Annotated in this window: 16 protein-coding genes; 5 read left to right on the top strand and 11 right to left on the bottom strand. The window is 66.0% G+C overall.

All coding sequences use genetic code 11. The features are described from left to right. The first annotated feature begins 128 nt into the window (after positions 1 to 128). Both ABEA43_RS55700 and ABEA43_RS55695 read left to right on the top strand, forming a co-directional pair. Positions 129 to 890: an ABC transporter permease gene (locus ABEA43_RS55700; RefSeq protein WP_345575351.1), complete on the top strand. Its 762-nt coding sequence runs from the start codon at positions 129 to 131 to the stop codon at positions 888 to 890. Positions 891 to 943: 53 nt separating this feature from the next. Then, positions 944 to 2,152 carry a cytochrome P450 gene (locus ABEA43_RS55695; protein ID WP_345575349.1) on the top strand — a complete coding sequence of 403 codons (1,209 nt, stop codon included), beginning with the start codon at positions 944 to 946 and terminating at the stop codon, positions 2,150 to 2,152. Here the strand turns inward: ABEA43_RS55695 and ABEA43_RS55690 are convergent. Further along, positions 2,149 to 2,487, bottom strand: a complete 339-nt coding sequence (locus tag ABEA43_RS55690; RefSeq protein ID WP_345575347.1) for a hypothetical protein — start codon at positions 2,485 to 2,487, stop codon at positions 2,149 to 2,151. The two genes, ABEA43_RS55695 and ABEA43_RS55690, sit on opposite strands and share 4 nt — an antisense overlap. Positions 2,488 to 2,663: 176 nt before the next feature. Continuing rightward, a complete protein-coding gene (locus ABEA43_RS55685; RefSeq protein WP_345575345.1) occupies positions 2,664 to 3,893 on the bottom strand; it encodes a 3-deoxy-7-phosphoheptulonate synthase in 1,230 nt (409 codons plus the stop codon). A 582-nt stretch (positions 3,894 to 4,475) separates the two neighbouring features. Between ABEA43_RS55685 and ABEA43_RS55680 the strand changes: the two genes are divergently transcribed. Together ABEA43_RS55680 and ABEA43_RS55675 are read left to right on the top strand one after the other, a co-directional pair. Then, positions 4,476 to 7,205 carry a helix-turn-helix transcriptional regulator gene (locus ABEA43_RS55680; RefSeq protein ID WP_345575343.1) on the top strand — a complete coding sequence of 910 codons (2,730 nt, stop codon included), beginning with the start codon at positions 4,476 to 4,478 and terminating at the stop codon, positions 7,203 to 7,205. 205 nt (positions 7,206 to 7,410) lie between these two features. Beyond that, complete coding sequence (locus tag ABEA43_RS55675) at positions 7,411 to 7,803, top strand: VOC family protein (protein ID WP_345575341.1); 393 nt, start codon at positions 7,411 to 7,413, stop codon at positions 7,801 to 7,803. Positions 7,804 to 7,940: 137 nt separating this feature from the next. Here the strand turns inward: ABEA43_RS55675 and ABEA43_RS55670 are convergent, their stop codons facing one another. From ABEA43_RS55670 to ABEA43_RS55655, 4 genes are all read right to left on the bottom strand, one after another. Next, entirely contained in the window at positions 7,941 to 9,581 is a 1,641-nt protein-coding gene (locus ABEA43_RS55670; RefSeq protein WP_345575339.1) for a solute symporter family protein, read from the bottom strand. Positions 9,582 to 9,615: 34 nt separating this feature from the next. Next, positions 9,616 to 9,999, bottom strand: coding sequence for a DUF485 domain-containing protein (locus ABEA43_RS55665; RefSeq protein WP_345575337.1), 384 nt, complete (start codon positions 9,997 to 9,999; stop codon positions 9,616 to 9,618). 44 nt (positions 10,000 to 10,043) lie between these two features. Then, a complete protein-coding gene (locus ABEA43_RS55660) occupies positions 10,044 to 10,667 on the bottom strand; it encodes a phosphatidylserine decarboxylase (RefSeq protein ID WP_345575335.1) in 624 nt (207 codons plus the stop codon). Between the two features lie 91 nt (positions 10,668 to 10,758). Then, positions 10,759 to 12,099: a metallophosphoesterase gene (locus ABEA43_RS55655; RefSeq protein ID WP_345575360.1), complete on the bottom strand. Its 1,341-nt coding sequence runs from the start codon at positions 12,097 to 12,099 to the stop codon at positions 10,759 to 10,761. A 331-nt stretch (positions 12,100 to 12,430) separates the two neighbouring features. Here ABEA43_RS55655 and ABEA43_RS55650 point away from each other — a divergent pair, with 331 nt between their 5' ends. Further along, entirely contained in the window at positions 12,431 to 13,231 is an 801-nt protein-coding gene (locus tag ABEA43_RS55650; RefSeq protein ID WP_345575333.1) for an arsenate reductase/protein-tyrosine-phosphatase family protein, read from the top strand. An 83-nt stretch (positions 13,232 to 13,314) separates the two neighbouring features. Here the strand turns inward: ABEA43_RS55650 and ABEA43_RS55645 are convergent, their stop codons facing one another. The 5 genes from ABEA43_RS55645 to ABEA43_RS55625 all read right to left on the bottom strand — a co-directional run bounded on the left by ABEA43_RS55645 (position 13,315) and on the right by ABEA43_RS55625 (position 19,639). Then, positions 13,315 to 14,757, bottom strand: coding sequence for a vanadium-dependent haloperoxidase (locus ABEA43_RS55645; RefSeq protein WP_345575331.1), 1,443 nt, complete (start codon positions 14,755 to 14,757; stop codon positions 13,315 to 13,317). 143 nt (positions 14,758 to 14,900) lie between these two features. Then, positions 14,901 to 15,911: a methyltransferase gene (locus ABEA43_RS55640; protein ID WP_345575329.1), complete on the bottom strand. Its 1,011-nt coding sequence runs from the start codon at positions 15,909 to 15,911 to the stop codon at positions 14,901 to 14,903. 56 nt (positions 15,912 to 15,967) lie between these two features. After that, positions 15,968 to 17,608, bottom strand: coding sequence for an FAD-dependent monooxygenase (locus tag ABEA43_RS55635; RefSeq protein WP_345575327.1), 1,641 nt, complete (start codon positions 17,606 to 17,608; stop codon positions 15,968 to 15,970). Between the two features lie 55 nt (positions 17,609 to 17,663). Next, positions 17,664 to 19,307 carry a solute symporter family protein gene (locus ABEA43_RS55630; RefSeq protein WP_345575325.1) on the bottom strand — a complete coding sequence of 548 codons (1,644 nt, stop codon included), beginning with the start codon at positions 19,305 to 19,307 and terminating at the stop codon, positions 17,664 to 17,666. Continuing rightward, positions 19,304 to 19,639, bottom strand: coding sequence for a DUF485 domain-containing protein (locus ABEA43_RS55625; protein WP_345575323.1), 336 nt, complete (start codon positions 19,637 to 19,639; stop codon positions 19,304 to 19,306). Before ABEA43_RS55625 ends, ABEA43_RS55630 begins: the two co-directional genes overlap by 4 nt. Between the last annotated feature and the right edge of the window lie 96 nt (positions 19,640 to 19,735).

Genomic DNA, 19,735 nt, shown 5'->3' with positions numbered 1-19,735 from the left:
TCGTCAACGGCACCCTGGCCGAGCTCAAGCAACTGCTCCCGCCCGCCAAGGTCGAATACATCGAAAAGCAGCCGACCCTCGAGGACGTCTTCCTCTCCCTCGTCGGCACCAAGGCCTAAGGAACCACCATGACCAAGCACTTCCTCGGCGACACCGCCACCCTGTTAGGACGATCCCTGCGCCACATCGCGCGCAGCCCCGACACCATCATCACGACCGCGATCATGCCCATCGCCATGATGCTGATGTTCGTCTACGTGTTCGGCGGCGCGATCAAAACCAGCTCGGACTCGTACGTGAACTACATGCTGCCCGGCATCCTGCTCATCACGGTGGCCTCGGGCATCGCCTACACCGCGTTCCGGCTGTTCATGGACATGAAGGGCGGCATCTTCGAGCGCTTCCAGTCCATGCCGATCGCCCGCTCAGCCGTGCTGTGGGCGCACGTGCTGACCTCACTGGTCGCCAATGTGATCTCGCTCGTGGTGGTCGTGCTCGTCGCCCTGCTGATGGGTTTCCGCTCAAGCGCCGGAGTGCTCGCCTGGCTCTCCGTCGCCGGCATCCTGATCCTGTTCACCCTGGCGCTGACGTGGATCGCCATCATCCCCGGCCTGTCGGCCAAGACCGTGGAAGGCGCGAGCGCGTTCTCCTACCCGCTCATCTTCCTGCCGTTCCTCAGCTCGGCGTTCGTGCCCACCGACACCATGCCTGGCCCGGTGCGCTTCTTCGCCGAGCACCAGCCGGTGACCTCCATCGTCAACGCCGTCCGCGACCTGTTCAGCCAGCAGCCGGTCGGCACCGACATCTGGATCGCGCTGGCCTGGTGCGGCGGCATCCTCGTCGTCGCCTACGGCTTCGCCATGAACACCTACCGCCGCAAGATCTCCTAGCCGTCCTGAATGCCGAACTACGGAAACACGCACTATCGCGAATGAGGAAAGTCATGAGTGAATCCCTGCACACCGTCACGACGATGCCGGCCGCTCGTCAGTCCGGCTGCCCGTTCGACCCGCCCAAGGAGCTGATCGAGGCGCGCGAGCACGGCCCGATCAGCCGTTTTCCCTTCCCCGACGGACATCAGGGCTGGCTGGTCACCGGATTCGAGCTGGTCCGCTCGGTCCTGGCCGACCCCCGGTTCAGCTCACGCAAGGAGCTCATGAGCCACCACCCGCTCATCGACTACGGAGACATCGAGGTGCCTCCGGCCCCACCCGGTGAGTTCCTGCTCATGGACGAGCCGCAGCACAGCCGCTACCGCAAGCCGCTGGTGGGCAAGTTCACCGTCCGGCGGATGCGGCTGCTGACCGAGCGCGTCGAGCAGGTCACCGCCGAACATCTGGACGCCATGGAGAAGGGCGGGCCGTCGGCGGACCTGGTGACCGCGTTCGCCAAGCCCATCCCCGCCGTGATCATCTGTGAGCTGCTCGGGGTGCCGTACGAGGATCGGGGCTCCTTCCAGGACAACATCGACAAGTTCCTCGGCGGGGAGGCCGGCGACGAGGAGCTGATCGCGGCCTACATCGCGACCCAGACCTACCTCGCCGAGCTGGTGGCCGCCAAGCGCGCCAACCCCACCGACGACCTGCTGAGCGACCTGCTCGACAGCGACCTGACCGACGAGGAGCTGAAGGGGATCGCCCTGATCCTGCTGTCGGCCGGCTTCGACACCACCGCGAACATGCTGGCCCTGGGCACCTTCGCGCTGCTGCAGAACCCGGCGCAGCTGGCCGCGCTGCGCGCCGACCCCGCGCTCACCGACGGGGCGGTGGAGGAGCTGCTGCGGTATCTGAGCGTCGCCAAGCAGTTCCAGCGGGTCGCGCTGGAGGACGTCGAGCTGGGCGGCCAGACCATCGAGGCCGGCACGACGGTCCTGCTGTCCCTCAGCACCGCCAATCGCGACCCCGAGCGCTTCACCGACCCCCACACCCTCGACCTCCAGCGCCAGGACGGCGGGCACCTGGCCTTCAGCCACGGCATCCACCAGTGCCTGGGCCAGCAGCTGGCCCGCGTCGAAATGCGCGTCGCGCTCCCCGCCCTGCTCGGCCGCTTCCCTGCGCTGCGGCTGGCCGTACCGGCCGAAGAAGTCGCCCTGCGCCCGGAGACCGCGGACATCTACGGGGTCAAGAGCCTCCCGGTCGCCTGGGACGCCTAACTCGCAAGATCACCGATGCCCTCGGCGCCGCCTGACGGCAAGCGGGCTGTCTCCGTCGGGCTGACGCAGCCCGTCATCCGGCCGAAGGAGTCCGGTTCCTGGCCCGCGCTTCCGTCCGCCTGCAACCGGCGGTGCGGCGTGGCCGCCGACCTGGTGACCGGGCTGCGGGTGCGCAAGGGCCGTTGCATGAACAGCGCGAGGTCAACGCCGACCTCGCGCAGGCCCGCCCGCGCCACCAAAGTGGCCGCGCTGCTGTCGGCCCCGCCCGCCGTCACGGGATCGGGCGGAGCGCTGCCCGAGCAGGTCAAGGGGGCGATACGGCTGCGCGGCGTCACCTACGCCGTGGCCTGCCGTTTCGCGATGCATTCGACAGTTCATCGACGAGATCATCCGGGTAGGACCGCTCTCCTATCGCGAGTCCACGCGCATCCTCTATCGCCGCGTCGTCGGAACTGCCGGCGCGGAAAGACGCCCGGCGCGAGCAGAACGAGAAGTGCCAGCACGCCCAAGGCTAGGCTTGGCGCGTTGCCACTCCCTTGGCCCAAGCCTCGATGAGTTCGGTGGCTTGGTCGACATTGAGTCTTGGGTCACACAACGAGGAGTAATGGCGCAGCAGGTCGTCCTCGCCCTTTACCGACCCGCCGATGCACTCCGTCACATCGCTCGCCGCCACCTCTATGTGAAGTCCCGCCGCGTGCTGCCTGTTCTCTTCGATGATGTCGCGAAACTGCAGAGCTTCCGTGATCACGTCGGCCAGATATCGCGTCTTCAAACCGACCTCCGGGGATTTAACCGTATTGCCGTGCATGGGATCACTCACCCAGATCACGGGGTGTCCCGCATTCACTACCCGCCGGACGATAGGCGGCAGGACGTCTTGGATGCGGTCTCGGCCCATGCGGGGTATCAGCATGAGACGGCCGAGCTCGCGTCGGGGATTGAGGGTTTCACACAAGTGCAATACGTCATCCGGAGTCGCGGTCGGTCCGATTTTGCATCCGGCTGGGTTGACGACCGAGGCCAGCAAGGCAACCTGCGCACCGTCCAGATGGCGCGTCCGCTCCCCCACCCAGGGCAGGTGTGTCGAGGTCAGGTACAGGTCGTTCGTATCCGAATCCCGGCGGACCAACTGGGCCTCATAATCGATGACCAGTGCCTCGTGGCTCGACCAAGGCCCCGCCAGAGCAGTCATGCGGCCGTATCCTCGACGGTGTTCTCGCATCGCCCGCAGCACTTTGCCGCTGGCATCATAGGCCCACAACATGCGCCGTGGGTTGATCTGCCGAGTCGGGGGCGCGGCAATTTCTGAATTAATCATGTGCCCCCTGAAGGAAGGAATGCTCAGCTCCCCGTGACGCTCTGTCGCCTGTGACCGGGGTTTGGCGAACTGTCCGCCCATACGTCCGACGCGTATGACGCTCCGATCGGCAAGATCACCCAAACGATCGCCCAGTGTGTCAATAACGCGTAGCTTTTCTGTTGTGTGCGGCTCAGTGCATTCATAGAAACTTTCCGCGCAGTCACCCGCTTGCAGAATGAGGGCCTCCGCCGTCAGTAGCCGCGCGAGCGACCAGCGCAAGTGCTGAATCTCCGCGACCGTCACCAGAGGCGGAGCCGAAGCCAGCGTCCGGCAGACCTCGCCGTAGGCAGCGTGTTCTCGCCACTCCGGTTGTTGCGCCGCCGGCATGCTCTCCCACGGCCACAGTTCGCCGAAGTCCGCGGTAAAGCCGGGTGACCGCATGTCTACTCCCGTCGGGAAACCAGCGAGCAGGCCTCTACCGGCTCCGGCCGAGGCCTTCCCGGACAGCTTCACCTGGCGGCCGGCGTGGGCACATCACGTCTTCACGTTGATTAGACGCGCCCAGTCGGTGCGTTGTGTTTGCTGCCGCAGCTCGGCATGGCTTCGCCCGGACAGTGGCCATCGGCGAAGGTGCGGAAAATCATGAGAGCTTGAGACGGGTGTGCCCGAAGATGGAGCAGACGCGCCCGGGTGCATCGTTATGGATGAGTCATCGTGCGCGGCGTGGGCTGGAACTGTGCCATGCCCTGGCCGAGCTCTGGACTCTCAGGTCCGAAATCTTCTCGGACGCGATGAGATCTCACGAGGACAAACCTCCAGGTCCACATATGTCAAGCACAAATAGCTACAACCAGCGCCTCACGCTTTGTCAAAAGATGCCGTTCAGAGCGATCATCTATATCAATACATCTTGATGTAACGCATTCGCGCCATCTTGGATGCGATTAGTTGAATTCGTACACGACAGAGTGATTAGGGTTAAGTCGGACATCCGGGATTCTTCGTCTCAACACTGAGGTGATCATGTATCCAGTAGTCGGACGTGAAAACATGCTGTCAGTGTTGGCTGGTCGTTTGAGCACCACCTTGCAGGGCTCCGGCGGATGTATCAGCATCGAGGGCCCGATCGGTGCAGGCAAAACTCGTATGCTCAGGGAGACCGCCTGCGAAGGGGCCGAACAAGGCCTTACCGTGGCCTATATACGAGCCGGCATAATCGATCAGCCGACACCCGTCCGCGAGCTGATCACCTTCTTGCAGCATGTGATGTCCAGCGAGTCCGAATTCGATGATTTGGTTCGCCCGGATGTTAATCCTTTCTGGCTGGCAGATCGTCTGAGCGAGCTGATCGGAGATGCGGCGCGCAAGCGTCCTCTCCTGATCGTGATCGACGATGCCCAGCGAGCCGACGAGATCAGCGGCCTGGTTCTTCAGGGTTTGGTGCGATCGCTCGCCTCGTCACCGGTGTTGTGGCTGCTCGCGCGTCGGCCGGTTCCCGCGCGGTCGCTCGCCCAGCACGCCATCGGCTGGCTGAGCGAGCATGCCACAGTGCAGCTCCACCTCGGGCCGCTGGACGACGAAGCGGTGGCCGCGCTCTGCGCCGGCGTTCTCGGCGCCAAGCCGGATACGTCGGTGCTCAGATGGGCGGCTCGCTGCGGTGGCAATCCGTGGCTGCTGGAAAATCTCCTCAGCGCGCTCATGGAAGCGGGGCAAGTGGTCATCGTTGATGGCACGGCCTCCGTTCTGGCCGCCCGTCTGCCCGAGAGCGTCCTCGCTACGGTCGATCGCCTGCTCGGCGAACTGCCGCTCGTGGTACGGCGCCTTCTGATGCACGACAGGAGGATCGGCCATACGTTCACCATCGAGGAGGCGGCGGCCTTGCTCGGCGAAGCGGCCCCCGAGCTCTCCCCTAGCGTCGACGAGGCCGTGCAAGCTGGGCTTATCCAGAGGACGGGGGCGAAGCTGGCTTTCGTCCAAGATGTGATCGGCGAAGCCCTGCAGCATGTCGGATTCCGTGGAGGGGAGCCCGTCCCATCCGCGCCTACGACCATCACCCAGGTAAGCCGATCCGAGCCGATCGGTCCGGCCGAGGCCTTTGTCCCCCCTGCCGCGCCGGTGCCCGGCCGACCGGTTGTCTCACCACCACCGCAGGCGTGCGGCTGCGACGAAATCACGGCTCAGGCCATGTCAGCCCTGGGAGATGTGTCCGACAAGGCACCGGTGACGCTGGTCCGAGCCCTCCGCCTGCTCATCGGAGCAGGGCGGGGCGCCGAAGCCGGCCGCCTCGCGGACATCGCCGTGCGTGCCGGCATTGAGATGATCGCGGATGAGCACCTGGTGCTCGAATTCGCGCAAGGGCTCCAGGACGCCGGATGTCACGACATGCCCGCCGAACTGCTTCAGCGGACATTGGCGCGACGTGACCTTCGCGACCTGGATCGGGCCAAGATACAGGGATTGCTCGGGGACACGGAGAGGCGTCTGATGCGCGTCTCCGGCATGGCCCCGAAGCTCGGGAACGGGCGGTCGGCCAGCCTGGCTCACGCTTTCGTTACCGATCGAGACACGGAGATCGGCGGCGAGACCGGGGCGACCGGCAGGCTGATCTGCGTTGCGGAGCCGTGGCAGGCGCCGGCTCGTTCGGACGGTGACACGTGCGAACGCCCGCTCTGGACGTGGATGACTCGCGCTCTGATCGCAGCCGATCAGTTCGAGGATGCGGCGGCCGTCTGCGCCGCGATCAAACAGGAGTCGGAGAAGCTGGGCGAGGCCTGGTCGGAGCCGCTGTGGCACGGCAGCCGCGCCGAAATGCTGGTGACCGCCGGTCGGCTGGATGAAGCACGCGTCGCAGCCGAGACCGGGCTTCGCGTGATGGACCGGTCGGCGCCCAATGACTCGGTGCCCGCTCGCGCGATTCTGGCGCGGATCAGCTTGCATCATGGCGACACCGCCACCGCCAGTGAACACCTGCGCATGGCCGAGCGACTCGTCCCCAAGGACCCGGGGGCCGACAAGGGCAGCCTGGATTGGGCGCTTGCGCAGTTCCACGCAGTCTGTGGGCGGCCCAGCATGGCGGTTCAGACGTTGATCAGCGTCGAGGGAGAGGTCGCTCCCGACATCCTGCTCTTCACAGAGGCGCCGACGGCGGCGGCGACGCTTGTGCGCCTGGCGAGGAAGGCCGGACTCAGTCCGGAAGCTGAACTCGCGGCCGAGTTCGCCCGCCGCATCACAGACAGCAACCCGGCCGTGGAGTCCTTGGCGGGGGGCGCAGAACATGCCGAAGGACTCCTGCGCCACGACCCGGCCGCTCTGCATCGCGCGGTGGAGCATTACCAGCTCAGCGGGCGTCCGCTGGCGACCGGCAGCGCGCTTGAGGACGCGGCGCAAGAGGAACAGGCCATTCGGAACCAGGCTCAAGCGGTTCGGCTTCTCGGGTCCGCTCTGGATCTCTACGCGGACTGCGGTGCCCGGCGGGACGTCAGCCGGGTGCAGCGGAAGCTTCGGAATCTCGGCGTGCACAACATAGGTGCGCCGGCCGCTGAACGGCCCACCTCAGGCTGGGAAAGCCTGACGAGTGCGGAGCTTCGAGTCGTGCGGGCCATCGTGGACGGCAGGACCAACAAAGAAGCGGCAAGCATGCTGTTCCTGTCGCCTCACACTGTGGACAGCCATCTTCGGCGCGTATTCGCGAAGCTCGGCATCAACTGCCGGGTCGAGCTGACCAAGCACTTCATCGAGCACGAAGCCTCTTGAGGCGAAAATAGTTCGGTGCAATGAAATAAATCAGCTTGATTGATCTGACGGGATCGATGTAGGGTCGTATTGTGCGTTCCATTATCTGGACCTATGCGTCGATTTCGGAGCGGCTGAGCGGCGCACGGATTGAAGCCGTCAGTGCGGGTAGTCACCCCGAATCCCGGCACCCCACATCCCGAACAAGTTCGGAGGTTATCTAGAAATGTCCGACAACCCGGCGGACCTAGTCAACGTCCGATACATGGTAGACGACGTCGATACTGCGATCGACTTCTACACCAAACACCTCGGGTTCACCCTGAGGATGAGTGCGGCACCGGCGTTCGCCGACGTCGTACGCGGCAAGCTACGGCTCCTGCTGAGCGGGCCGACCAGCTCGGCGGGTCGCCCGATGCCGGACGGCACCAAGCCGACGCCAGGAGGATGGAACCGTATCCATCTCATCGTCACCGATATCGCCGCCGAGGTAGACCGGCTGCGTACCGCAGGCCTCACGTTCCGGAACGACATCGTCAGCGGCCCAGGCGGTCAGCAGATCCTCCTGGAAGACCCGTCCGGCAATGTGGTCGAGCTGTTCCAGCCCGCCGGTGGATGAACCGGGTCGAGCAAGCGGTCCGGCGGGCTTCTGGCTCCCCGAAGGCGGCTGAGCTCTGCATCCCTCTTGGGAGACGAAAGAGCCGTTCGCGGGAGCGAAGAGGTCCGCCGCGCCCGAGCCACGGCCGTTCGTGGTCTCTATCGGCGCCTGTTCCATGGGAGCCCGCCGGCCCGGGTCATCCGGCGAATCGCCGTGACCGCGCCCGTGATGCCGCTCGCGCCGGGTGGCTCACCCGCGTCCCGGGGCAACGCCTCCACGGCACCGGCGCCGGTGAGGGCCCGTACCTCCATCTCGGCGTACTTCGCGTCATCGCGGTCTCCGCTGAGCTTGGCACCCGCGTACCCCAGCAAAAAGGCCATGGGTATCGAGATGAGGCCCACGTACTTCCACGGGAACCAAGCGAAATCAACGGTGGGGAACAGGGCCAGCGGGTCGCCTGAAACGGCCGGCGAGAACGCGACCAGGACGACGGTGACCGCGGCGCCTCCGTACAGGCTCCAGAGTGTCCCCGCTGTGTTGAATCCCCGCCAGAACCACGCGAGCAGGAGGGGCGGCAGAATTGACGACGCGGCCAGAGTGACGTCGAGCGACAGCATGAACGTGAGGTTCTGCCCCATGAGCAGGATGGCGCAGACGGTCAGCAATACGCAGAGGATCACCACAGTACGGCGCGCCACCGTGATCTCATGCCGTTCGTCGAGCGGCCCCCGCCTGATCACGTTGGCATAGATGTCGCGGGTGAAGCCGGCCGCGGCGCTGAGCGCCAGTCCTGCGGTCACCGCGATGATCGTCGTGAAGATGACCGAGGCGACGAGCGCAAGCAGCGGCAACCCGCCGAGTTCGAAGGCCAGCAAGGGCGCTACGGAGAGGCGTTGCCCGGAGGCGAAAGGGACGTGCCCGAGCCCGATCATGGCGGCCGCGCCGAAGCCGATCAGAATGATGAGCAGATAGAACGGTGTGCTGAGGCAGATGGCCCACGAAACCGAGCGGCGCGTGTCCTTGGCATGGGGCACGGTGAGGTAGCGGATGAAGAGGTAGGGCAGCGCGGCATACCCGAGCACCACGGTGAGCAACTGGGAGACGAACTCCAGCCGGTGTGGCCCATGGCCGAACTTCGCGCCCGGTGTCAGAAGGAGATCGTGTTCCGGAGCGGCCTTCGCCGCGTCGGCGAGCAACGTGGACACGTCGAACCGATAGCGAACGAGCAGCGCCCCGGCAAGGACGACCACGGCGGCGAACAGCAGGACGGCGTTGATTATCTGGGTCCAGGTCGTCGCCCGCATCCCCCCGTAGCAGACCGTCACGGCGGTGAGCCCTCCGATCGTGGCGATGACCAGGCCCTGGCCGAGCGGCCCGTCAAGCCCGAGTAGCAACGCCAGGAAGCTGCCGGCGCCTATCAGCTGGATGGTCATGTAGAAGAAGAAGACGACCAGCGTGACGGTCGCTCCTGCCACGCGCACGGGGCCCTCTTTCATCCGCACGCTCAGTGCGTCGCCCAGCGTGTACCTGCCCGTGTTGCGCAGCGGTTCGGCGACCAGGAGCAGAGTGACCAGCCACGAGACGGCGAAGCTGGCGGCGAACAGGACACCGTCGTACCCGTTGACCGCGATCTCATCGCTCAGGGTGAGAAATGACGTCATCGTCATGAACGTGCCGAAGAGCGCAAGTCCGTTCTGCGGCGAGGTGAAGGTCCGGTCGCCGGCATAGAAGTCTGAGCAGGTATTGCGGGCGCGGCCGAAGCGCGAGACCACCAGCAGGATGATCAGGCTGAAAATCATGGAAACCGCGATGGTGCGTACGGTGTGACGGCCATCACTGCCGGCCCCTTCTCCGCTCCTCGCGGATCTGCTCGGCCAAGGGATCAAGAACCCGGCCCGCGTAGAGCAGGTGGACGGCGGTGACGGGAATGGGCAACAGAATCAGCCCAATGGCCATCAGCATGCCGAGGTTCAGGTGCCCGAGCACATCGATGGCGAAGAGGCCGGGCGCCCATCCCGCGAGAGCGACGGTGACGGTGAACGCGCCCAGGAAGAGGGCGGTGACCGAAGCAAGATAGCGTCGCGAGCGGGACCGCAGGCGGGAGAAGGCGGCACTCTGCTGAAGAGCGGCAAATTTCGCCCCCTTGTCCGGGGCGGCCCCGATGAGCCCCTCAAGCACCGGGGTGGTCATCTGGGCGTCTCCGTCGGTGCTCAACATGCCCTCCTCAGATGTCGATGAAGATCGCGGTTTTTCGGCCCTGTTCAGGCCAACGGCGTACGTCCGGCCCGGACGTGCTGTCCGAGGGAGACGGCCGGCATCAGGCCTGGGGGGAGATACACGTCCACCCTTGAGCCGAAACGGATCAAGCCGATCCGGTCGCCCCGGCGGACGGTCTCCCCCACGCTCGCGTAGGGAACGATGCGGCGCGCCACGGCGCCGGCGATCTGGATGAACTCCAGATCGCCGAGGCGGGTGTTCACGTGCCAGACGACCCGCTCATTGCGCTCACTGTCCTTGTCGAAGGCGGGGAGGTGGCCACCTGGGATGTGCTCGATCGTGGTCACCGTTCCGGAGCAGGGAGCCCGATTGACGTGAACGTTCAGCGGGCCCATGAAGATGGACACACGAGTGCGGCCGTCCGGAGCTGGATCCATGCTCTGGACGACGCCGTCGGCAGGACAGAGGACGCCGCCCTCCGCAGGCTGCCGTTCCGGGTCGCGGAAGAACCAGAGCATCATCCCTGTCAGTGCCGCCAGCAGTGGAGCGGCCATCGCCCATGACCGTGATCGCCGGGATCCGGCCACTGCGGCCGCCGTCAGGGCCGCCACTGGAATGAGCCACGGACTCGTTCCGCGCGCCAGCTTCATTCGTCGAAGAATGAACATGTGCACCCCTCTGTGCGCTTCTTGGGGGACGTGCCGGGACGCGCGGGACGACCGAACCGGCGAGATCGTCGATGATCCGGGCGCGCGAGCGTCAGGAACGCGACTGGAGCTCGACGATGGCGAGCTCGGGCGGAATCCCGGCACGAACGGGCGGGCCGAAGAGACCGGCGCCCCGGGTGACGAAAATGGAGGTGCGCCCCTTCCTCGCCAAGCCGGCTACCACCGGTTGCTGCAGTCCGATAAGCCGGTCGAAGGGGGCCGTCTGACCGCCGTGGGTATGCCCCGACAACTGAAGATCGACTCCATGCTGGACGGCCGCGTGAACCTGTACGGGCTGGTGGGCCAGGAGGATGACAGGACGTCCGGGGTCCCTGTCGCCCAGCGCGGCGGCGAAGTCCGGCCCTGGGCGCTCGTACAGGGGCGCCATGACGTCGTTGACGCCGGCGAGGTCAAAGGCGGCACTCCCGGATGTGATCTCCGCTCGCTCGTTCAGAAGGGGCCGCATTCCGAGATTCCGGACCTGGTCGATCCATTCGTCGACTCCTGAGGAGTAATCATGATTGCCGGTCACGAAGTACGTGCCGTGGCGGGACCGCAATCGACGCAACGGCTCGCTCGCGAGCCCGATCTCCGAGACCGTGCCGTCCGCCAGGTCCCCCGCGATCGCCACCATGTCCGGCTGTTCGCGGTTGACCAGCGTGACGATGCGTTCGGCGAGCTCCTTGTGGAGGAACGGGCCGAAATGCGTGTCGCTGATCAGGGCGATGCGGAAGCCGGAGAGGCGGGAGTCGAGACCATTGATGGGAACGGTCACCCGTACAGTCCGCAGATCACCGAACGCCGTGCGCATGCCGTAGCCGACGATGCCCGCTGCGGTACAGCAAGCGGCGACGGCGCAGGCACGGGCGAGGAACAACCGGCGTCCGGGATCGACGAGCTCCGGCGGCTGTTCCGGGATATCGAGATCGCTCGGCTCCCCTGCGGTGGTCGTCTCATGCCCGGCCGCACGGGTCGTGGTTTCCAGTCTGCTGCGCGGTGTCCCTACGAGAGCCGCCGCTGAGCGGGGTCGTGCCGTCCCCGGGCTGGATGTCGTTCCGGCGGCGGCGGATCGGCTCCTCGCCCGTCGCCACCACAGCGTGACGGCCGCACGGGGAACCTCCAGTACGAGCAAGCCGAGCACCAGGTAGAACATCAGGGCGATCCATACGTACCCCAGCCAGGCCAGCCACCAGGCGTCGACTCCGATGGTCCGAGTGATCATGAACGCGACCACGCCGAGGATGGCGAGGCCCGCGATCGTGATCGTGCCGATGCGGCGGCCCCTGCCGGGCCGGGTGGTGGAGCGCACGAGACGCGCCCACAGATAGAGGTGAATCGACACTGCAAGCAGCGTGATGATTCCGAAGAAGACGACCGGACTATTCGTCAGCATGTCCACACCTGCTCGTGTCGAATCTGATAGCCGTGTGTCACTCTCACCTCGAAGTCTGAAGAGCCGGCATGCCATCGGACACCACGTGTCCGCGCGATTTGACGTCGGGATTCAGCGGCCACGCAAAACCGCTGTCCGCGAGCCGGATATGGCGTCATCACGGGATGCCGTCCTCGCGATCACCACGGAAGATGGCGCAGGATCGAACGCGTCGGGCCGCGACGCGGATCCCGTCCGTAAACTTGGGAGCGGCGGCGACGCCGCAGGCTCGGCACCCGGCAAGTGCGCGCTCGGCTTATCTCATCAAAATATAGTGATACATCCTACGTTGATGTATCGTTCGAGCATGAGGCCGGGTACACGACTCGAGCCGCCGACTTTCGCGCGGATGGCAGCTGATCCGCTGCGCTGGCGGCTGGTGCAGGAGCTGGCGCTCAGCGATCGCCGCGTCCGGGAGCTGGTGACGCTGATCGGCCAGCCGCAAAATCTGATCTCGTATCACCTGGGGCGGCTTCGGGCCAGCGGGATGGTGACGGCCCGGCGCAGCAGCTTCGACGGCCGCGACACCTACTACCACCTCGACCTGGGGCGGTGCGCCCAATTGCTGACCGAGGCCGGAGCAACCTTGCACCCGGGCCTGGCCCTCGATCCCCCATTCGTCACCGCGGCAGAAACGCCTGGCACAGCCTCGTACACGGCGTTGTTCCTGTGCACCGGCAACAGTGCCAGGTCGCAGGTGGCGGAGGCCCTCAGCCGGGTTCACTCCGGTGGCCGGGTGCAAGGATTCAGTGCGGGCAGCCAGCCCAAGCCGCTGCATCCCGATGCGGTGCGGGTGATGGCCGCTCGGGGCGTCGACATCGCCGGCCAGCAGTCCAAGCACCTGAGCGTGTTCGCCCAGCGGCACTTCGAGTATGTGATCACTCTGTGCGACAAGGTCCGCGAGGTGTGCCCGCCCTTCTCCGGCGACCCCACCCACATCCACTGGAGCATCCCCGACCCGAACGCCCCCGGGGGCGGCTATGCGGCGTTCGAGCTGATGGCAGCCGAGATAGAGACCCGCGTCACGTTCTGGCTGGCCGCCATCGGCGTGGCACTGAGCCCGTTCGGACAAGAATCCGTTCAGGAAGCGTGACGCCGGCTGCCAAGCGGTCGATTGCTTGAAGAAGACGCCATCGGCGGCGCCTTTCGAAGGCGCCGCCGATGGGTCGCGGCAGATCAGCCGCCGTTGAGCTTGCGTTGGACGAAGGTGTAGACCCGATCGCCGACCTTGGGCGCGAACTGTTCGGCGTTCTGGACCGCGGAACGGAAATGCACACCGCCCCAGACCCTGCTCATGCGGCAGTCATTGGCCACATCGGTCAGGTTGTCCCAGCTCAGAGTGACGTCGGAGGCCGGTGTGACCCCCGGCTCGATCATGGAGGATCCCTTCTTATAGGAGACGCTCACGTCGAGCTTGTCGGTGCCGAGGAAACGCCGTGCCGCCTGCGCGTAGGCCAGGCAGTACGCGGAGGAGGTGGACGGGTACTCGGGATGGTCGGCGGTGTTCAGGTAACTACGCCATTGGTTTCCGGTGATGTCGCTGACGGTGCCCTTCCCCGGCCCGCCCCATGCCGTCACCTTCTTGTCTCCGTACAGGTAACGGATCGCGCTGAACGGTCGCACCGTGTCGTACTTCCGTTTGAAGTGCCACGAGGCGACGGCGACGTCGAAGATGGCGATGTCGACGGTCGCGACGTACTGGACGGCCTTCTCGATATCGAAGTCGCCCTGCTGGAAGGCCGCGGTGCCGGTCGTGCGCCCCAGAGCGAAGATCTTGTCGTTGAAGAACTCGGCTGTCATCTTCTGCCGGTCCGTCAAGTGTGCCGACGCGTCCAGGATCTCGTCGGCCTGGCGCTTGTAGGCCGCGCGGTTGTGATGATCGCTGTTGACCGGCGGAGCCAGCGTGAACTCGGTGGGGCTGCCGTAGGAGATGGGTTTGACCCGGCCATACTGAGGAGTCACGTACTGCTGAGCCTTGAAAAGACCGTTCGAAGCGACGATCCGCGGCTGCCAGTGGGACGGGTCGCGGAGCTCGGTGGGGGTGTTGACCGGCTGGTAGCCGGTGTAGTCGGAGTAGGGCTGCAGGTTGTACTTGCGGCCGCCCTCATCACCGTCCCGGTTCGAGCCATCGTGCTTCCGCGCCTCCAGGACCTTCTTGGCAGCGACGTTGCCGATGCCGACCGGCGTGCTGGTGTCCTCCGACCTGTCATCGGGATTGAACCCCGCCGAATCCACCATGGTGCGGAACTCGTTCTTGAACTGGGGGAACTCGGCGTTGAGCGCGGTGTAGGCCGCGTAGATGACGGCGATGTTCCTGTTGCGGGTCGTGGCCTCGCTCCGAGGGCGCCGGCCCAGGTTGGAATAGATGCCCACCGCGGTCTGGTGATAGGGGGCGATGGCGTCGAACCAGGCCACCTCCGTCATCAGAATGTGGTCGGCGACCATCGTCGCGTCGGAGCCGTCCGGGGTCACCGTGCGCACGGCCTTCTGAAACGCAGGGTAGATCACCTCGATCAGGGCGTTGCCTTGATCGGGGTCGAAGCTCGCCGCCTTCTGCGGCGAGGCCGCCGCCGCGGTGGCCGATGTCGTCGTCAGGACCGTCGCGGTGGCGAGGGTCACCCAGCCCTTCAGACGCCGGCTCCAAGATCGCCTTGTATTCGTCACCGGACGTTCTCCTTTCGCTTGACCTGCCAGATCACGAGTCGATCCCGCGAATGAGCGGCAGTTGTCGGTGAATGGTTCGCCGGGCCCGGCGATTCACCTCATGCCGGCGCCGTCTTGGTCGCGCAGAGGATGCCATGGGCGACGAGGGCGTCCGCCGGCATTCCGGCCGGGTCCTGAGCGATCGCCCTGGTGACCGTGAACCCGCATTCCGTCAGCCAGTCCCGGTATGTCGACAGCTTCTGCGGTCCACCTTGACCCATCGTGCAGCCGAGGAAATAGGTGGGGAAGAAGTCGACCGCCGGGAAATCCTTGACGTCTTCCGGGTATACCGGCCCCAGGATGTTCACCTGCCCGCCTGCTTCGAGCGCCCGGTTGGCGTTGACGAGCATGTTGAACACTTCTTTCTTGTCGAACATGTCCACGAAGTGCTTGATCAGCACGACGTCGAATCCCCCGGGCACCTTCTCGAAGACGTCGCCGCCGATGAACGAGCAGTGCTCCTCCACCCCGTGCTCCTTGAAGTTCCGCAGGCACTCGGCTTCCTTCTCGGGAAGGTCGAAGGTCGCCACGCGAAGACCGGGGGAAGCCTTCAGCCGGTAGGTGAGGATCGCGCCAAGACCGGTGTTTCCCGCGAGGTCGAGCACCTTCGAACCGGCCGGTATGTCGATGTTCTCGAAGAACCAGGGGTCGATGTGCGCGGTGATGGTGTCCATCATCGTGCCCCAGGACTCTCGGAGGTCCTTGTGCTCCGCGAGGGCTTCGTACAGGTTTCCGTCGTGTCCGTAGAGATTCTTGAGACCGACCGTCCTGCCGGTGCGGACGCTGTCGGCGAGATAGAAGCTCTGCCGGAGCACGACCGTCTTGATCATGTTCATGATGGCGAGCACGCGCTGCAGATCCTCGTCGGCAACGGTTGCGAGCCCGTCGAGAGCGTAGGCGCCAGAATCGGCGTCATACGAGACGAAGCTCTCCTTGACCAGCAGGTGCAGCAGTTGCTCGACCGCGTCCGGTGCGGCACCGACCGCATCGCCGAGCTGGCCGGCGGTCATCCTGGGGTGTCTTCTGAGCGCGTCGATGATTCCGAGCTCGAAACAGCACAGCACGTTCATGAACCTCGTCGGCCCCACCATGGTTTCCCGAAATCTTTCGAGCACGCGTTGCCCGGTCATTTCGATGTCCTCTTTCTGCCGGTCGTCTCGGAGGCGGTGGGCGCCGCGCCGCGTATCCGCCGCACGACGGCCGCCGGGTTCGCCGGGGGGCTGTTCCCGCGCCAGGCGACATGCTGATCAGGCCGCACCAGGACGAGGTCGCGTTCCCAGAGTTGCCGGGCCACGGGGTCGGTCACCACGGTGTGCCTGACCGGCAGCCCCTGAGCGGTCGCCGCTGTGAGGAGGGCGTCCGCGCGGCCGTCACCGGCGAAGTCGACGAGCGTGAAGCATGAGCCGAGCCGGTCGTGGATCGGCCTGCCGTCATCGAGAAGGACGCTCGGCGGGCGGCCTCCGGGCCAGGTCGTCGGCGTGTAGCGCCGGGGGCTCCACGAGGGCTCAGGTGAATCGTCGTGACAGACGATGCCGGAGCCGTTGTAGCGGTAGCCCAGCTCGATCCCGGTGTACTCGTTCTCGCCCCGCTCCTCCTCGAGAAACGAGGCCACGGCCTGCAGCGAGGCACCTTCGCGGAGAAGCCCTCCCGCCTTCAGGTGCACGCCGAGGTGCCTGTGTGATGTCCGCATGTTGCGCAGGCCCACCGGCCGGCGCTCGGCCTCGTAGCTTTCGAGGAGACCGGGCTCACCGAAGCCCTTGACGAGGGCGGCGATCTTCCAGGCGGCGTCTATGGCGTCGGCGATGCCGGAATTCATGCCGTAACCGCCGGTCGGGAACATTTGATGAGCGGAGTCCCCGGCGATGAGGACCCGCCCGGCACGGTACTGATCTGCGATCAGGAAGCCGGGACGCCAGCGAGACGTCAGAAGCACCTTGTCGATCTTCAGGTCCGTCCGCATCGTGTGGAGCGCGAATGCCGCCGGATCGGCGGGCAGCGGGTCGAATTCGGCCGGCTCCGTGCCGTTCACGTGCACGGTCCAGGTGTCCGCCTCGTCCTGGGCGATGATGATGTACTTGAAGGCGAAGTAGTGCCAGAACCGCCCGTGCCGATGCAGGCCGCCCAGATCACGGCTCTTGAAATGCACCATGAGGGCGTTGGGCAGCTCGGGCACGTCGAAGCCCTTCAGGCCGATGCCCACGGATTTGCGGACCCGGCTCGACGCGCCGTCGCAGCCGATCACGTAGGGGGACCGCAGAGTGGCCTGGTCGTCGGTCAGCGTGTTGACCAGATGACTGGTGACGCCGTCGTCGTCCTGGGTGAGGGAATCGAAGCGCCAGCCGCGCCGGAGGTCGATCAGAGGGTGCCGCCGGCAGTGGGCGCGCAGGACGGGCTCCAAGTCGATCTGTGAAAGGCGCTGCCCGGGTTCGGCAGGCTGGGTGCCGTCGTTTCGTTCCGCGATGCGCCGCTGTTCTTCGGCCACCGAGGGAATTCTCCACACGGTGATGGGCTCACCGGCGAGGCCGGTCGACCAGATGACGTCCGATGGGTGCTCCGGCCCCACACCGGCGGACCTGACGTCGTCGGCGAGGCCGAGTTGCCGGAGCAATTCCATGCTGCGGGAGTTGACGAAGTCCAGCTTCGGATGATTGGTCGTCTCGAAGCCTTCTTCGGCGAGAATGCAGGATACGCCGTGACGGGCGAGGGTCAGGGCCGCGACCATGCCCACAGGGCCCGCGCCCACCACGAGAATCGGTGCCGGATCCACGATTGCCTCCTGGGGTGCGGGGCGGTTCGGCCCGCCCCACACCCGTTCGCGCGGTTCAGCGTGCTTCGCTGGGCGTCTGGTCCGCCCGAGCGGGTTCCTTCGCGAGATCGGGCCCGGCGGAATGGTCCTGCCTGGCGGGTTCGCCGGCGCCCGTGAAGGCACGGACCTGGAGCTCGGCGAAGCCGGCGTCATCGCGCTCGCGGCTGCTGATCGTGCCCAGGTACCCCATGAGGAAGGTGAGCGGCACCGCGACCAGCGCGGGGTCGATATCGATGAGATGGATGTCGAAGCCCGGGAACAGGGCGACCGGAGTGCCTGACAGGAGGCCGGAGAACAGGAACAGGATCCCGGTCACGGCGATTCCTCCGAAGACCGTCCAGCGCAGCCCCGCGGTGTTGAAGCGTCTCCAGAACAGCGAGTACAGGACGGCCGGCAGGACGACGCCGCCGAGGTCGACCGTTATCGGAATCAGGGCATGGGTGGGCAAGGGCAGCAACGCGACGCTCACGACCACGGCCGCGATCCCGATGACCACGGTGTTCCGCCGGGCGGCGCGCAGTTCGGCGGCCGGAGCCTCCTGTACCCGGCGCAGCACACGAAGGTCCCGCGTGGCGGACGTCACCGCGCTGATGAGCAGCGCGGCGAGCACTCCGGTGACGATGAGCAGGGCGACCGCGCCCAGCGCGCCGACCGCCCATGGTCCGCCGAGGAGATCCGCAAGCCTCGTCATGGTGATGTCGCGTGTGGGCGGCGTCATGCCGATGTTCTGTCCGCCGAGCAACGCGACAGCGCCCAGGCCGAGAACAGCGGTGCACAGGTAGAACGGCACGAACATCATGCCTGCCCAGCCGGCCGACCTGCGCGCGTCCCGGCCTGAGGAGGCCGTGAAGTAGCGCATGAACATGTACGGCAGCCCCGCGTGCCCGACGAGCACGGCGAACAGCTTGGACAGGTGTACGACCGGGCTGCCTTCGCTGAACTCGCGGCCCGGCTCCAGCAGGTCGTAGCCGCCTGGATGGGGCAGTGCCCTGGCCTGGGCGTCATCGAGCAGCTGGGCCAGGTTCAGCTGATACTTGGCCAGGACGACCACGGTCAGCGCCGCCAGGATCGCGATGACCAGGATCGCTTTGACCACCAGCACCCGGGTCGTTCCGAGCATTCCCCCGATGACCACGAACAGGGTGGCGATCAGGCCGGCGGCCGCGACGACGACGGCCTGGACGACACGGGAGTCGACGTCGAACATCACCGCGGCGACGATGCCGACCGCGTTCATCATGACGATGAAGTAGGTGCCGAAGAGCAGCAGGGTGACCACCAGCGACGCGGTCCTGGCGGACCGCTCACCGGCGCGCATGGCGAAGACGTCGCCGATCGTGCATCCGCCGGCGTTGCGCAGCGGGGCTGCGAATATCAGCAGCGCGACCAGCCAGGACACCGCGAAGCCCGACGCGAAGATGAAGGCGTCGAAGCCGTTGAGCGCGATGTGCCCGGTCATCGTGACCATGGTCGAGAGCAGGATGAAGCTCGCGAACAGGGCCAGAGCGTTCTGCCCGGCGCCGATCCGCCGGCCGCCCAGATAGAAGTCGGTCGGGGTGCGCTGACCGCGACGCGCCGCGACCACGATGCCGAACAGTACGGCGACCAGGGCGACGGAGATGGCGAACCCGATCGCCGGCGCCGCGAAACCGTTACTCATCGGGGAGCTCCTTCCAGATCCGCGCGGATCTGTTCGGCGAGGGGATCCAGCGTGGCCCGTGCGTATCTCAGGTAGCCTGCGGCGATCACCAGTACCAGGACGAACGTCGCCAGTACGACCAGCAGGCCGACGCTCAGGTCCCCGGCGATCATCTGCCGATAGAAGCCGGGGGCGAAGGCGCCGAGCAGGCTGGCGAGGAACCACCATCCCGTGAATACCGCGCCTGCCCAGAGCGTGAATGTCCGCTGCCGGCGACGCAGGGTTGTGAACCGGGCACTGTCATGTACGGCGACGTAGCGGTCGCCTTCCGACAGCGAGCTCATCCTGCCCATGACACCTCCTCGTCGTGACGTGATGGCCAGAAACGCAGCATCTGTCATCGCGCCGCAGCGAGCATGACCCAAATACGGGATTCACAGCGTGGTCTG

It is taken from the genome of Nonomuraea rosea (assembly GCF_039539705.1).
In the GTDB taxonomy this organism is placed as follows: domain Bacteria; phylum Actinomycetota; class Actinomycetes; order Streptosporangiales; family Streptosporangiaceae; genus Nonomuraea; species Nonomuraea rosea.
Note: the sequence above shows the minus strand (reverse complement) of the source record. Positions and strands in the feature narration are given on the sequence as shown.

Bases quoted from the DNA above. Each gene is read 5' to 3' on its own strand.
- ABEA43_RS55630 (WP_345575325.1), bottom strand. From the start codon at position 19,307: ATGAGTAACGGTTTCGCGGCGCCGGCGATCGGGTTCGCCATCTCCGTC.
- ABEA43_RS55650 (WP_345575333.1), top strand. From the start codon at position 12,431: ATGTATCGTTCGAGCATGAGGCCGGGTACACGACTCGAGCCGCCGACT.
- ABEA43_RS55660 (WP_345575335.1), bottom strand. From the start codon at position 10,667: ATGTTCATTCTTCGACGAATGAAGCTGGCGCGCGGAACGAGTCCGTGG.
- ABEA43_RS55670 (WP_345575339.1), bottom strand. From the start codon at position 9,581: ATGATTTTCAGCCTGATCATCCTGCTGGTGGTCTCGCGCTTCGGCCGC.
- ABEA43_RS55680 (WP_345575343.1), top strand. From the start codon at position 4,476: ATGTATCCAGTAGTCGGACGTGAAAACATGCTGTCAGTGTTGGCTGGT.
- ABEA43_RS55700 (WP_345575351.1), top strand. From the start codon at position 129: ATGACCAAGCACTTCCTCGGCGACACCGCCACCCTGTTAGGACGATCC.
- ABEA43_RS55655 (WP_345575360.1), bottom strand. From the start codon at position 12,099: ATGCTGACGAATAGTCCGGTCGTCTTCTTCGGAATCATCACGCTGCTT.
- ABEA43_RS55685 (WP_345575345.1), bottom strand. From the start codon at position 3,893: ATGCGGTCACCCGGCTTTACCGCGGACTTCGGCGAACTGTGGCCGTGG.
- ABEA43_RS55665 (WP_345575337.1), bottom strand. From the start codon at position 9,999: ATGTTGAGCACCGACGGAGACGCCCAGATGACCACCCCGGTGCTTGAG.
- ABEA43_RS55695 (WP_345575349.1), top strand. From the start codon at position 944: ATGAGTGAATCCCTGCACACCGTCACGACGATGCCGGCCGCTCGTCAG.
- ABEA43_RS55640 (WP_345575329.1), bottom strand. From the start codon at position 15,911: ATGAACGTGCTGTGCTGTTTCGAGCTCGGAATCATCGACGCGCTCAGA.
- ABEA43_RS55675 (WP_345575341.1), top strand. From the start codon at position 7,411: ATGTCCGACAACCCGGCGGACCTAGTCAACGTCCGATACATGGTAGAC.
- ABEA43_RS55625 (WP_345575323.1), bottom strand. From the start codon at position 19,639: ATGGGCAGGATGAGCTCGCTGTCGGAAGGCGACCGCTACGTCGCCGTA.